Source organism: Bdellovibrio sp. HCB337, from assembly GCF_047302465.1.
GTDB lineage: Bacteria > Bdellovibrionota > Bdellovibrionia > Bdellovibrionales > Bdellovibrionaceae > JACMRP01.
On record NZ_CP178621.1, the window covers coordinates 3026129 to 3039035 of the forward strand.

The 12907-nt window shown below is 44.8% G+C and carries 12 protein-coding genes; 3 read left to right on the forward strand and 9 right to left on the reverse strand.

Annotated features, from left to right (window positions below; translation table 11 throughout):
* Window position 1: 1 nt before the first annotated feature.
* Window positions 2-496 (reverse strand): TlpA family protein disulfide reductase, encoded by a 495-nt coding sequence (locus tag ACLWBB_RS14625; RefSeq protein ID WP_413288285.1) that lies wholly within the window; start codon window positions 494-496, stop codon window positions 2-4.
* Between the two features lie 84 nt (window positions 497-580).
* Here ACLWBB_RS14625 and ACLWBB_RS14630 point away from each other — a divergent pair, with 84 nt between their 5' ends.
* Window positions 581-769, forward strand: coding sequence for a hypothetical protein (locus ACLWBB_RS14630; protein ID WP_413288286.1), 189 nt, complete (start codon window positions 581-583; stop codon window positions 767-769).
* Here ACLWBB_RS14630 and ACLWBB_RS14635 read toward each other — a convergent pair.
* The 6 genes from ACLWBB_RS14635 to ACLWBB_RS14660 form a co-directional block, all read right to left on the reverse strand.
* Window positions 766-1743, reverse strand: a complete 978-nt coding sequence (locus tag ACLWBB_RS14635) for a rhomboid family intramembrane serine protease (RefSeq protein WP_413288287.1) — start codon at window positions 1741-1743, stop codon at window positions 766-768. The two genes, ACLWBB_RS14630 and ACLWBB_RS14635, sit on opposite strands and share 4 nt — an antisense overlap.
* Window positions 1740-2987, reverse strand: coding sequence for an RDD family protein (locus ACLWBB_RS14640; protein WP_413288288.1), 1248 nt, complete (start codon window positions 2985-2987; stop codon window positions 1740-1742). Before ACLWBB_RS14640 ends, ACLWBB_RS14635 begins: the two co-directional genes overlap by 4 nt.
* A gap of 52 nt (window positions 2988-3039) precedes the next feature.
* Entirely contained in the window at window positions 3040-3672 is a 633-nt protein-coding gene (locus tag ACLWBB_RS14645) for a hypothetical protein (RefSeq protein ID WP_413288289.1), read from the reverse strand.
* A gap of 235 nt (window positions 3673-3907) precedes the next feature.
* A complete protein-coding gene (locus ACLWBB_RS14650; RefSeq protein ID WP_413288290.1) occupies window positions 3908-5143 on the reverse strand; it encodes a S41 family peptidase in 1236 nt (411 codons plus the stop codon).
* 8 nt (window positions 5144-5151) lie between these two features.
* Window positions 5152-5592, reverse strand: coding sequence for a helix-turn-helix domain-containing protein (locus tag ACLWBB_RS14655; protein ID WP_413288291.1), 441 nt, complete (start codon window positions 5590-5592; stop codon window positions 5152-5154).
* A gap of 710 nt (window positions 5593-6302) precedes the next feature.
* Complete coding sequence (locus ACLWBB_RS14660) at window positions 6303-7961, reverse strand: penicillin-insensitive murein endopeptidase (RefSeq protein WP_413288292.1); 1659 nt, start codon at window positions 7959-7961, stop codon at window positions 6303-6305.
* 314 nt (window positions 7962-8275) lie between these two features.
* Between ACLWBB_RS14660 and ACLWBB_RS14665 the strand changes: the two genes are divergently transcribed.
* On the forward strand, window positions 8276-9091 hold the full coding sequence (locus ACLWBB_RS14665) for a murein L,D-transpeptidase catalytic domain family protein (RefSeq protein ID WP_413288293.1): 816 nt from the start codon (window positions 8276-8278) through the stop codon (window positions 9089-9091).
* Window positions 9092-9161: 70 nt separating this feature from the next.
* On the opposite strand, the gene ACLWBB_RS14670 is transcribed toward ACLWBB_RS14665, so the two are convergent.
* Together ACLWBB_RS14670 and ACLWBB_RS14675 are read right to left on the reverse strand one after the other, a co-directional pair.
* Window positions 9162-9716, reverse strand: a complete 555-nt coding sequence (locus ACLWBB_RS14670) for a hypothetical protein (RefSeq protein WP_413288294.1) — start codon at window positions 9714-9716, stop codon at window positions 9162-9164.
* 211 nt (window positions 9717-9927) lie between these two features.
* Window positions 9928-11754, reverse strand: a complete 1827-nt coding sequence (locus tag ACLWBB_RS14675) for a TonB-dependent receptor plug domain-containing protein (protein WP_413288295.1) — start codon at window positions 11752-11754, stop codon at window positions 9928-9930.
* A 133-nt stretch (window positions 11755-11887) separates the two neighbouring features.
* Between ACLWBB_RS14675 and ACLWBB_RS14680 the strand changes: the two genes are divergently transcribed.
* Window positions 11888-12730: a hypothetical protein gene (locus ACLWBB_RS14680; protein WP_413288296.1), complete on the forward strand. Its 843-nt coding sequence runs from the start codon at window positions 11888-11890 to the stop codon at window positions 12728-12730.
* Window positions 12731-12907: the final 177 nt, after the last annotated feature.

Sequence of the window (12907 nt, forward strand, 5' to 3'; positions counted from 1 at the left end):
GTTATTTTTTTTCAGAGAGAAGCTTGGCAATTAATTGCTCAAGCTTCTCGTTCGAGCCTTTCAAAAATCCTTGCTCACGGAAAAGAACTTTCCCAGTGTTGTCCAAAACCACCATCGTCGGCACAGCCTTAGCGTTCAGGCGTTTATAAAGATCTTTCTCGGCATCCCATAAAAAGCGAAGACCGATTTTGCGTTTATCTGTAAAATCATTCGCGGCTTTAATCGTATCATCCACACTCACGGCGATGACTTGCAAGCCTTGGGCACCGAAGCGATTCTTCAAACCCTCGTAATATGGCAGGGACTCTTGGCAGGGGCCACACCAACTGGCCCAAAGGTCTAGGATAACGACCTTCCCTCTGATTTCAGCTTTTAAACTTGTCGGAGCTCCGTTCAAACTTTGCAGTTTTCCGCCAGACAACTCCACGGTTTCTGACGCTTGACCACGAAGACTTCCTAATAAGCAAAAAATAAGAACTACAAATTTTAGTCGCATAAGAATAATTTTAGGTCACAAATTAAAAAAAACCATCCTATAATTTCAGAATCAGGACATTTAACGACTTAAGAAAGAGGTCTTATGAAAATCTTGGCAATGTGTTCAATTTTTGTTTTTGGTCTTAGTTTGTCAGCTTGCAGTCACACAGCTAAACATAGCTGCTGCGGTGACAAAGGTGCATGCAGCATGGAACACAAAAGTGGCGATCATAAAGATTGTAAAGGCACAGATGGCTGCGGTCATGCAGAGTGCCCAATGAAAAAGTCTTAGTCTTCGCTATCTTGAACGACAGGCACGGGGTCGTTAAATGCCATCGGACGCTCCACTCGGAGTGTCCAGCGTGAAAAGGCCCCGAGTATCAAACCAATCACCGTCCCGCCAGCATGAGCCGCATAGGCAACTCCACCACCCACTCCTTCAGGATTTGCAATGAGATTGGTGAAATCCACTAGCAAAAATAGCGGCACGATCAAGAGTGTCGGTAAGTAGATAAAGCCATTGTGCCCCGGAAAAGGCGAAATAAAATAAACATAACGAATGCGCAAGCGGGTTTCTGCCACAACATAGAACGCCAAAAGCGCACTGATAGAAGCACTCGCCCCCACCATCGGAATAACTCCGTGGCCATTGTAAAACAAGAATGCAGCGCCACCGACAATACCGCCTAACAAATACAGCACGAGCAATGCAAAACTACCTACTAAGATTTCGACCGCTGTCCCAATAACCACCAAGAACAACATATTGCTGAATAAGTGTGTAATGCTGGCGTGAGAAAACTGATACGTAATCCAAGTAATAGAACGCATGTCGGCTTTGTTCAAACCGAAGCTGTAGATAGTGTCTTCATCATAAAACTTGCGGAAGGACTCGAGGTTCTTACGCCATTTTTCGATAGCAACTTCATCCCCATGAAAAGGCATTTCTGCGGCACGGTCTAAGAACTCGGCATCTCTGAGTGCGTAGCTGCCCAAAATTTCCATTTGTTCGTCGCTTGTAGCACTCAAATGCCCAACCCAAGGTGCACGGGTTTTTTGTTCGTAGGTGCTTAAAGATTGAAAGAATTGACGATAAAGACGGCCCGTAATCAAAGTGGATTCCGTCTCAAGAATCTTTTGATTGCGGAAGTTGTCAGGCTGACCGGCAAAGAACAGAAAATAAATCAGAATATTCAAAGCCAATAATGTCCACGTCAGAGGATATCGGTGAAACTTTGAAAGAGGTTCCGATTGCGGCAGAATCATTCAATGCCGTACCTTTTCTTGAACTCCTGAAGAATTTCTTTTTCGTCGCTGCTAGCTGGAGTTCTAGACTTCTTTTCGTTGGCGATTTTGACATTCAACGCCCACGCTGTTTTTACCATGCTCTTATCTAGGAAGGTTTGCAGAGGTTTTTCAACTTCGAGGTCGCGGATAAGACCTGCTGCTGAAACATAGTGACCAAGCTCTAAAGAGCTCTTTAGTAAAAGCAATCTTGAACTGACTAAACCTAATCCTGCACGACGTAAAATATTACCGCGATCTTCGTCTTTGGCCTGCATGAATTTTAAGATGGCGCAGGCTTCTGATTTTTCGCTCTCAGTGCAGATTTTGCTCTGATACTCGTCGACCTCTTTTTTATCTTCACTGATCACGGACATAGCCAGAAGCCCGAGGGCTTTTTCTTCGCCTTCAAGATTCCACACAGCGTTTTGAGCTTCGGTATAAACGCACGACTCGTCTGACTGTTCGGCAAAGAACAATGCCAAAGCGACATCTAAACGTTTTTCATCTTTGTATTTCTCAGTAGGGATATCTGGGCAATAGGATTTAGAAATCTTCTGACCACTCGCAAGACCTTCAACGACTGCTGTCTTGTAAGTTTTCCCCATAAAGGTGACGCCCATTAAAAACATAAATCCAAAAAAGATCCACATGGTAGAGCGAATATAACGAGACTCTACCGCCAAAGGTGCATCGACAGGTTCTTGCTTTAATGAAATCACTAAAGTGTCAGAAACTCTTTCATGGAAAGCGCGACGAAGTGGATGTCCCAGAATTTCCATAAATGGAACTCCGAGCATTCCTGTTCCTAACCACCACCCCATAGGACGAAGCAAGCTCTGTGCAAACGTAAGCTGCTTTTGGTCGTCTTGATGGTGCTGTGGATACGAGATCACCTGCAGTTGCATAAACTTCTGCCCTGGAGTCGCCTGCCAGAAGTAGAAAAACAATGCTTGCAATACGCAAGACACGACAACCATGCCGATTACAAACAATACCCAGATCACAACGGCTTGGTCTGAATCTGAGTTTAAAATCAAAACTGTTTTTAAATTTCTAAGAACTCCTGCAACCGAGAAGCTCACGATAGGAGAAAGAATCAAGAAATCCAGAATGAATGCGATAAAACGATCGGTCACCGAAGCCAACTGAAGTGATGGCGTTGCGAATCGAGGTGCCGTGCTTGAAGTGTCTTTGTCTGGAAACGATAAATCCCTTACAACCATAAGGGATTTATCGGCATGAAGGACTTAAAACTGCGGTCTAGTTAATAGGAACTTACTGGCTGATTTTCAGAGAAAGAACGCGGCCTTCTTCGTCCAACTGGAAGTGCGCCTGTCCGAGATCTTTGTTGCCACTGCTGATCAGTTTATAGACTTCAGTATTGCCCTGACGGCTAGCAAACTGGACTTTGGAATAATCCAAAGCAAACACAGTTTTAAAGATTTTCAAGAACTCAGCTTTTTCTTTGATAACCAACGGCTGGTCACCAGCGTGATTGTCAGTGAAATCAAAACTTTGAATTTTGCTATTTACGATGTGAGTTTTGTATTTACCTTCAAGAAAGCCAAAAACCAGTTCATCTTTAAGAGTTGGTTTCACAGCCAAAAGACTTTTTGCTGCGTCTTTTTCTTGGGCCAATTTCTGAGCAAGTTCATGCTCCCACTTGATTCCGTCAACAGAATCACGGTCCTCAAAACTAGCAATTCCACGATTACCCTCAGCGAATGCATCCACTTTGTTTTGTGATTTTACAATCCACTCATTTAGGAAAACAGTCATCACGAGGACTGAAACAATCGAAAGGCCCAATACTGCTTTTTGATCTTGTCCCTTGTCTAAAAGGCGTTTGCGCACAGACTTAGCTTTTGGAAATTCCAGGACTTTATTATCAGCAGAATTCTTAGACATGATTTGGCCCCTTTTTTTCAGACACGTGAAGTATTCCATTCGGTTAGATCTGGTCTGTCTAGATCTAATTTGAGATACAGCGAAACACGTGCCAATCCTGTAAATCACCAGCTTCTTTTAAAATACATCTTATCGTTAACTCTCTCAACATCCGACTGTAACTTGTTATACGTTTTATTTTGAGACACGCGCTAGGTGCAAGAGACGTAGGAGCGGAGCTCCGTAGCTGGACTACTTAAAACAGCTGCACAGCCTTCTTAATCCAGCTGTCCTCGCCGTTCTCCATCTCGCTGAGATGGTAATAGAGGACCTTATCGACCTGGACTCCTGGACCTTCTATTTTATGACCTCGCCGTGTTTGATAAAGCGCTTCAGGAACGGAGATCTTTACGCCATCGGCCAATTCAGGCACCGGATACCAAACGCCTACGAGCAGCTGCCCCGCGCTTGCAGAGCCAAATATTTTTGCACCAATATAATCCTTTAACGCCTGCGCTACCATCTCTGATGTAGAAGCACTTCCCGAGTCCACCAAAACAGCCACAGACGCCGCTAAGCAGTCATAGTCCTCAAAAGTCCAAAGACGAACTAAGAAGGATTGATCAAGAACAACAATTTGATTTTCATCGTTCAGATCATCCGGCAATGTCATCTCTTTTTTAAGTTTCGATTTTGGTTTCCACAAATAACCAATATCTTGAGGTGAACACATAAACGGAGACAAAAATCTTAATCCTGCAACGAAGTTGCCACCAAGATTTCCTCGAAGATCTACAATAATTTTTTGATACTTTTTAAGTTCAGAAACCTGAGAAAGCCATTTCTCTTTCTCAAAATACTCCGCGCGAAACGATGGCACTTTGAACACCGCTGTTTTCGCAGTTAGAGGAATGATTTGAGGATCCTCTTCCCGTTTGATATCGCCGGTCGAGATTTTATATTCCGTGATTTTTTTCTGACGAAGAATCAAATATTTTCCAGAAGTCTTTTCAGCAAGTTCTGGAGTTCCTAGGTCGTCATTGATTCGATAAATGACATCTCCCATGCGAAGTCCTGCGCGTTCTGCCGGAGAATTTTTATGGACTTTAAATATGACAAGTTCCCCATCGACATATTGGGATTCAATGCCCGTTTCTTTGCTCTCGCCTTGCCACACCCTGCGGGACTCTTGAGGACTGTAGATGGACAAATGCGAAGCATGAAGGATCGAGAACTGATCATTCAAATCTTCAACAATGGCTGCGACGGGAGTATCTTCTTTGACAAGTTCGGATCTCTTGACGCACCCACGGCTCCAAGAGACCAGCTTTTCGCCTTGCATGTAAATTCGGTCATTCACGAAAGTACAAATCTTAGCATAAGTATTTCCCGGCGGATGCTTTCGCACCACCGTCATACCTAAGTAAAGGCAGAGCACAAAAAATAAAAAGCCAGGAATCCATCCTGGCTTTTTGAAAAGACTGGAATCCATTTGGTGGATTATGCCGCTCTTTTCTTACGAGCTTGAGAAGGATCAATGTGATATTGTTTCACTTTACGATACAATGTCGCACGACCGATACCCAATGCTTTTGCTGCTTCTGTCAAATTCCCTTTGTACTGAAGGATAGCATTTTCGATAGCATGAGCTTCGAGCTCATCCATCTTTTGGATTTTGTTGTCAGCATTATAAGAACTGCCTGGGCCTGGGAATGGCAATACATTCGTGCCAGCAGTTTCACCATTTACTGGGCTAGAACCGAAAGCTAATGAAGGAACACCAGCCATCAATTGCTGGCGGAAGAACGGAGAATCCAATCCTTCTCTCCATTGTGAAGGCGAATACGCTTGGAAAGTCATGTCCTGACCTTCACATTGTTTCTTGGCGTTATCGATCGCCTCAGCGTTATCGCTCACCATAATCATAATTGTACGAGACATCTAGTCCTCCCCGATTGATACGTTTAACGTTCATGTTTGAATCACTTTTATCGTATCGGCGTTTCATCGTGAGAATTTAGGGGTCTCAACAAAAATATTTTGAGACACTTTAAACCCTAGAAAACACTTCAGAAACACCCCGTCTCATATTGGGACTTGATTTATAGTTGAGTTAGAGCAGGACCTTCATCTCGCTTTATCTCCATTCTGCATAGGTTTTGGTCGAATCGGGGATTTGTCGCGGCTTTGCTGTTTAGCTTCTGTGGTGAGGGGGACAGCCTTCCGGGCTTCACGCAAGCGCCACGCCTTCGGCGTGGTTCGCGCCATCCGGGCGCCGCTTGAGCCCCCTAACCACAGAAGCTAAACAGCAAATCCACCCCAAATTCGCTTCGATCAAAACTAGAATGGAGAGAAGCGCTCTTCAAGCACGGTCATATATACAACGTGTTTTGCGCGCGCGGAGGCCGTGCGGATTGGCTTGCTACTTTTATGTTTTTGATTTTGTACGAAGCAATTTTCGGGAGAGACTGAGGAGCTTTGCGGCTCTTTCAGTCGGGGGCTCAAGCGGCGCCACGATGGCGCGAATTCGCCGAAGGCGAACGCTTGTCTGAGGGCCGGACGCCCGTCCCCCGAGTGGAAGAGTCGCAAAGGTTCTCGGGCTCTGCCGAAAACCCAGCGTCGACCATAAAACTCAGAATACTAAAAAAGACTTAGCAACCAGTAGCACGAGCAGGAGGAGCCATTTGGCGGCAGCGTGGTTGGCCCTTCGAGCACTTCAATCTTAAGTGGAAGTGATTCGCGTGACCTTTCCAAGGTACCAAAGCTCTCAGTGTCTCGAATGGGACTCCGTCTTTGCTAGAGCCTACTTCTTTGTTACGTGCAGCGATTTGGCAGAACTCACGTTTCATGTTTGAGTCTGTGAAGATACGATCCACGTTCGAAGTTTCTACGAGTGATTTGAAAAGATCCCATTGTGTGTCTGACATCCATGAGCGTTTTGCAGAAGAGGATGCCATTACGTTTGTGAAACCTTTTTGGAATGAGTTGTTGTCGAAGTAGTAAGAGATGTCAGCATCCAAACCACGACGGTGAGATGAGTGACCACCCAATTTACCACCGTTTTTCTTAGACACATCACCGACGCTGATGATGTAACCATTTACTTTTTTCTGACTGTACTGACCGATATGAGCCATCATGTTCAACATGTCTGTTGTACCATAATAAGTCTCGCGTTTTGGATACATGATGTTGTAACCAGAGTTATCGTTGTCCTTTTGGAACTTCAAAAGGCTGACGGCATTTTCCAAACGGCCGGTGCCGTTATCACCGATAGCTTGGCTGATAGTATTTAAAATCTTACGGCCTACAGACACATTGTCTGGATTCTTAGAAGGAACATCCGGTTTAATTGGAGGCTTAGGAACAACCGGAGTCACAGGCTTCTTAGGCTCTTCTTTTTTAGGCTCTGGCTTCTTCGGTTCTTCCTTTTTAGGTTCGTCCTTTTTTGGATTTACCGGAGCAGGCTGTTGAGAATTAGACTTTTTATCGTCTTTCTTCTCATCCTTTTTTTCTTCTTCTTTCTTATCTTCTTTTGGAGTCGGCGTTGGAGTAGATGGTGCTACTTGGAACAAGACTTCGATGTCACGCTCAGGTTCACCAACGTAAGCACCGAGTTCGCCTCCGCCGTCGTCATCATGTTCAAACTCACTACCCTCTTCATCCAACTTCTCTTCTTCTTCAGGAGTCGGCGTTGGGGTAGGCTTTGTCTTTTTCTTTACTTTTGGTTTATCTGGAGTCGAAGACTGTTTACCACCTTGATCGTCAGAATCTTCCTCTACTTGAGAGTCTTCATCTTTCGCAGAAGGATTCGGTTTAACGATCATCTTGTCAGTCGATTCAACCTGGTGATGATATGCGCGTCCTTTATAAACTACATAGATATCGATGAAAGACTCAGAACAGTCTGTGTACATACAAGTAAGCTTCGCGCCGGCTTTTACCTGCAACGAGTCTAGCTCAGCTTGGTTTTGCACGAACATATAAGAGGTGAAGTCATCTGGACTAATAGTACCAACAACATTAATAGGAACTTTCAAGGCAATCTGGTCGCCATCCACAGGTTGAATGGTCACGATCCCGGTTAAAGAGGTCTCGGCTTTGTCGCCGTCTACTTTAAGGACCAAATTTGAAATACTGGAAACTCCATCGAAAACATCGTACTGACCAACGCGAGTCTTGGTCGGCATGACTGGAATGTAAGTGGTCTCGGGCTTTGAAATTGTCGAAGCAATAGGTTCTACGAACCCGCCTTGAGAGCACGACACTAAAAAGGCCATCATTATAGAGAGCAGTATTTTACGTTCCACGGTAATTCTCCTAAAAGTGCTCTAAGCAGGACTTGTGCCATATTGAGACCGTGGTCCAAATCAAAATTATCCACATTTGGTCCATCTTGTACTCGTCAAACCCGCAGCCAGAGTGACGTTCCTGGGCACTTCAGTGCGCCGAGAATTGTTTAGAATTTTATACTCATCATCCATTTGTTTCCGAGACTTTCGTTTTAATTTTTCACAGTCCTAGGTCTTGATTTGCGGCTCTTCACTCTCGTTTTTCTCTCGATCTTCCGAGTCTCCTGTAGGCTTTTTTTTCGCACACTGAACTTTTTTGAGGGGGATCTCATATGGTAAAAATGTACTCAAAAGGATTTTTGGCACTCAGTCTGGCGTTCAGTCTTGCAGCATGTGGAAACAACTTTGATGACTCTAAATTGCCCGACGACACGACCGAAGAACAGATCGTAAAGGAACTGCCCGGTGATAACGACAGTGCCACCGACGGCCAGGACGATGAAAACACGAGCGAAGAAGTAGCTCAACCTGCTCCAGCCGAGCCTACGACACCAGTTGAACCAGCACCTGCTCCAGCACCAGCACCAGCACCACCAGCAAATAGTGATAGAGATGGAGTACTTGCAAAATACAATCATCTTGATCCAAAAAGAATCGTTCCAACAAAAGCATTGGCCGATGCCGTTGCTTACTACGATAAGAACTTGTCTAAGATTAAGAACAAGAGCTACTTGTCTGTGATCAACTTTGGACAAAGCTCTAAAGAAGCTCGCTTCTATATCATCAATATGACAAGCGGAGCTGTGTGGGCAATTCACACGTCACACGGAAAAGGCTCTGATTCAAACCACGATGGCTATGCTGAAAAATTCAGTAACGTATCTGGTTCGAATGCCAGCTCTTTGGGTTTCTATATGACTGCAGAAACTTACTATGGAAAACATGGTTTGTCGTTGAAGCTTGATGGCATGTCTAGCACAAATTCAAATGCACGCCCTCGTGCGGTTGTCATTCATGGTGCCGACTATGTTCAAGAGGCCAGCAAAATCCAAGGCCGTAGCTGGGGTTGCCCTGCTGTGACGATGTCTTATCGCGATAAAGTCATTGGACTTCTTAAAGGTGGCAGCGTCATCTACGCTGTAAAATAAAACGTCTTAAGCACAAAATAAAAAAGCCGACCTTATCAGTCGGCTTTTTTATTTTCTTTTGCAGATTAAATTATCTGCGACCAGATTTGATCTTCACTTGAAGTTTAGAGATCAAATGAACCGCCATCTTTTCTTGTACGCGGCACATTTTCAACTCATCACGACGGTAAGATCTTTGTGATGGAGTCAGAGTTCCTGTTTCAAGCTCCATTTCGTAGTCCAACTTAGAAGAGCGAATGCCTTCCAATTCTTTGGTCTGTTGCTTGAAAAGTTTTGTTACGCCACTAAGTGGAGCAACTTCGATCCATTCTTCTTTCGCGCGATACCAGCTCACCATACGCAAGAAACGAGCTTTGTTCTTTGCAAGAGTGAACTTCGGATATTTGTCTTCAGACAGATCCAAGATGTTGTCGATTTCATCCAGGTTCAGGTCTTCTTCTTCTTCGCTCAAAGGATTTAGAGCGTTTAGACCTAATTGTCCTTCAAGAGCTTCGGCGGTTAAGGCATCGTCTCCAAACTGATCTTCAGCTTCTTCCTCGTCGAGTTCCTCATCAAGTTCCTCATCGAGTTCGTCCATCAATTCTTCTTCAATAGCGTTCGGATTTGTCCCGGTTGAATCAGCCACGGTTCCAAGCCTCCCCATAATTTTTAAATACGTTCGATTAGCAGAAGAGAGGTTATACCCTAAAAGGTTCGATGACACAATATGTCGAATGGGTGAAAAAATGACAAAAGTGAAAATTTCCAACTATTTAAACAGATTCACGAGCAGAGATTGTAGTTAATTCCTGCCCGTTTCGACAGCATTGTGAAGACTTATTACACGATCTTCTAAACTAGAAATGCAGTTTCATGCCTAACCAAACAAATCTACCTGGTGTCAAATAGCCTTTAATGTCCTCATAAAACGAATTGCCTGCATTGTTCACACGCAAAAAATACTGAGCGAAATTTCGTTTGTAAGTTAATGACAGATTCAAAAGTGTGACGGCATCAAGTACCACGCGCGAAGCTCCTACACTGTCTTCTCGATCACCGAGGTAGAGTAATTCCCCCGCCACACGCAAGGGTTCATAGATATCATAGCCAAGCTCCCAAGCACCTTGAAGCGCTGGACGACGAAGTAAGTACTGCCCGGTCGTTTCATCTTTGGCGTAAATTTGCGCGATAGAAAATTGCGTGTCCCACATCACCGCATCGTACTGATGCATGAATTCGATACCTTTGGTTTTTGCACTCTTTAAATTTTTATATTTAGAAACACCAAAGTCGTAATCAATCAGATTTGAAAACTGATTTTCGAAAAAAGAAATTTTCGCTCTTTGCGGAGCTCCCCATCTTTGCACGACACCAACTTCATATGCTTGGCTGGTTTCTGCTTGTAGATTTTGATCCCCGTACTGCACAGAAAACTGCTGATACAAGCTAGGTCGTTTAAGTCCCGTACTGACAATCCCATACAAACTGCGCTGAGCCTCGACCCAATGCCACTGATAAGAAACTTGATAGACGGCCAAGCAGTCTTCAGATTTTTGGCAAGAGCCGCGCACACCCCAAGAAAAATCAGAACTTTCAAAGTTCCAATCATTCACAACATACAGGTTTTGCTCGCTGGTAGTTGGATCAAAAGAGCTTCCCGCTGGATCAAAATCGGAGCTCGAGTCAAAGTGCCCTTCTTCTTGCGAAGCCTCAAGCCCCACTTGCCAAAGACTCTTTAGCAACACGAAGCTATTACGATTTAAAAAAATACTTCTTTGGCCTTTGGCGTGATCGAAATAATAACTGCTATCGTAAGCGTCGACGGGATTGTTGTTCTCGCGATCGGTATCTTGATTCACTACCAAGAACACACTATCAGCGCGGTCGCCCCAATTCACTTTGTAGCGAGCCTTCCACTGAAGCGCACGGCTAGAGCTATGAGCATTGACATCATCCAATGGCGGCACATCGTCGCTCAATGTATCGCGAAGAGCATTCACCATGAACTGCAATTGATCTTCACTAGGCAAATCGAAACTGACTATCGCCGATGCTGAACTTTTTTGACGACCATCGCGCTCAAGGTCGCCATCGGAGCCTCTGGGAACCGCGGCATCATAAGTGGAAACCCCCTCGGTGCTGAAAGCCGAGCCACCGACAGCAAGCTGCCATTTTTCTCCGCGAGCGCGGGCCTCGCCTAAACCACGAGAGGTGTTGAGACTTCCGCCCGAAAGCTCCAAGGTCGAGCCCAAATCAGGATCTTGTTCAACTAAGACGACACCACCCAAAGCTTGAGTCCCGTATAAGAGGCTCTGCGGGCCTTTTAAGACACGAATACGGTTTGAAAACTCGGAGGCAAGCCCGAACGGATCTGTAGCCCCTGTGGGCGCTGTAAAGTTGTCTGAGCGAAAGTCATTCCAAATAAACAAAGTATGATCCCCGCTCGAACCACGTACAAACAAACTGCTGGTGTATGTCGTAACTTCAGAGCCTGTTAAAACTACTCCTGGCAAGGATTTCACGGACTCGATGGGGCTTACGTCTTTACGTTCATCCAAAGTGTCGCTGGCGATCTCTTCGGCTGAGGGAGGGGTTTGCAAAAAAGAGCTCTGCCCGCTTTGAATTTGCATGCCCATACCGAGGGCGAAAACTGGAATGAGAGATTTGGAAAATTGGATGCTCATAGGGCCTTTCTTAACACCAAAAAGGGCCTCTGTCTAAAAGCTTAACAGCTCATACCGCCCTCAGCCGTCGTTCACCTTGGTCCCAGGATTGAAGGGTAAAGCACTGAATTCCTAGGAGTTCAGGAGAAATATTATGAAACGCGTACTGTTTGTATCAATCCTCGCTGCCCTTTTTGTTGCTGCTTGCGGTGAAAAATCCAATTTGCAGGTCAAAGCTCGCAAACTACAAAGAGATGGCACAAACTCCAAAGTGGAAGATACCTTCGCCAACACTACAGGCGCCGATGCACGCAAACTGACAAGCAATATGAAAGCTGCGCGCAATATTCTGTTGGGTAAAAACAGCGTTCAGACTTCCGTGTATTGCAGTCATGATCTAGAAAAAGCTATCACCAAGAACGAACGCATATATCTTCTTGGCGGCAGCCAAGTGCTGATCCTTCAAGACACCAACTTGGATATCCCAGAAACTCCAAAACAATTGGGGCAAGAAAAAGCCGAAGTCCCACAAGACATCGTGAACCTTATTTGCGATGGCCCTAAAATTTCTACTGAAAAGCTTGAGGCTTACCCTAATGTTGCAAAAGTAAACCTGACTCTGGATGCTGCACCGACTGAGATCCAAGCAAAATTCAGCGTTGCAAACACGTCAGTACAATCGGCTCTTATCGCTTGCGGTAGCACTGAAGCTCTCAGAGCTGCAGACAAAATCATGATGCCAGAAAGCGAATCCGCCGTTGCACCAAGTATTTTGATCACGCCAGAAACTAAAATGCTTCTTGAAACTAAGAGCCAAAAAGGCAAAGAAAAAGAATACATCTTGGTTACTTGCGCTGCTGAAAAAACAGAAACAGCTCCTGAAGCCGATAAAGAATCTGACAAGAGCGCTGACAAAGAGACTCCTGCTTCAGAACCAACTATTGAAGCAGTTCCAGCTGCTGACCAAGAGCCTACAGAGACAACCGCGGACAGATAAGCTGAAATTTGAGATTGAGTAAACAGAGGAGGATATAAAAATCCTCCTTTTTTATTTTCTTCCCGCTTTGAACGTCTCAAGGTGAGACTCTCTGTTTCTCAGTTCGGGGATCGAACAAAAACACCCAGGATTTCTCAATTAAATCCAAACTTTGAGCCAGTATTTGCCGATAAATTA

Bases quoted from the DNA above. Each gene is read 5' to 3' on its own strand.
- ACLWBB_RS14625 (WP_413288285.1), bottom strand. From the start codon at position 496: ATGCGACTAAAATTTGTAGTTCTTATTTTTTGCTTATTAGGAAGTCTT.
- ACLWBB_RS14630 (WP_413288286.1), top strand. From the start codon at position 581: ATGAAAATCTTGGCAATGTGTTCAATTTTTGTTTTTGGTCTTAGTTTG.
- ACLWBB_RS14635 (WP_413288287.1), bottom strand. From the start codon at position 1,743: ATGATTCTGCCGCAATCGGAACCTCTTTCAAAGTTTCACCGATATCCT.
- ACLWBB_RS14640 (WP_413288288.1), bottom strand. From the start codon at position 2,987: ATGGTTGTAAGGGATTTATCGTTTCCAGACAAAGACACTTCAAGCACG.
- ACLWBB_RS14645 (WP_413288289.1), bottom strand. From the start codon at position 3,672: ATGTCTAAGAATTCTGCTGATAATAAAGTCCTGGAATTTCCAAAAGCT.
- ACLWBB_RS14650 (WP_413288290.1), bottom strand. From the start codon at position 5,143: ATGGATTCCAGTCTTTTCAAAAAGCCAGGATGGATTCCTGGCTTTTTA.
- ACLWBB_RS14655 (WP_413288291.1), bottom strand. From the start codon at position 5,592: ATGTCTCGTACAATTATGATTATGGTGAGCGATAACGCTGAGGCGATC.
- ACLWBB_RS14665 (WP_413288293.1), top strand. From the start codon at position 8,276: ATGGTAAAAATGTACTCAAAAGGATTTTTGGCACTCAGTCTGGCGTTC.
- ACLWBB_RS14675 (WP_413288295.1), bottom strand. From the start codon at position 11,754: ATGAGCATCCAATTTTCCAAATCTCTCATTCCAGTTTTCGCCCTCGGT.
- ACLWBB_RS14680 (WP_413288296.1), top strand. From the start codon at position 11,888: ATGAAACGCGTACTGTTTGTATCAATCCTCGCTGCCCTTTTTGTTGCT.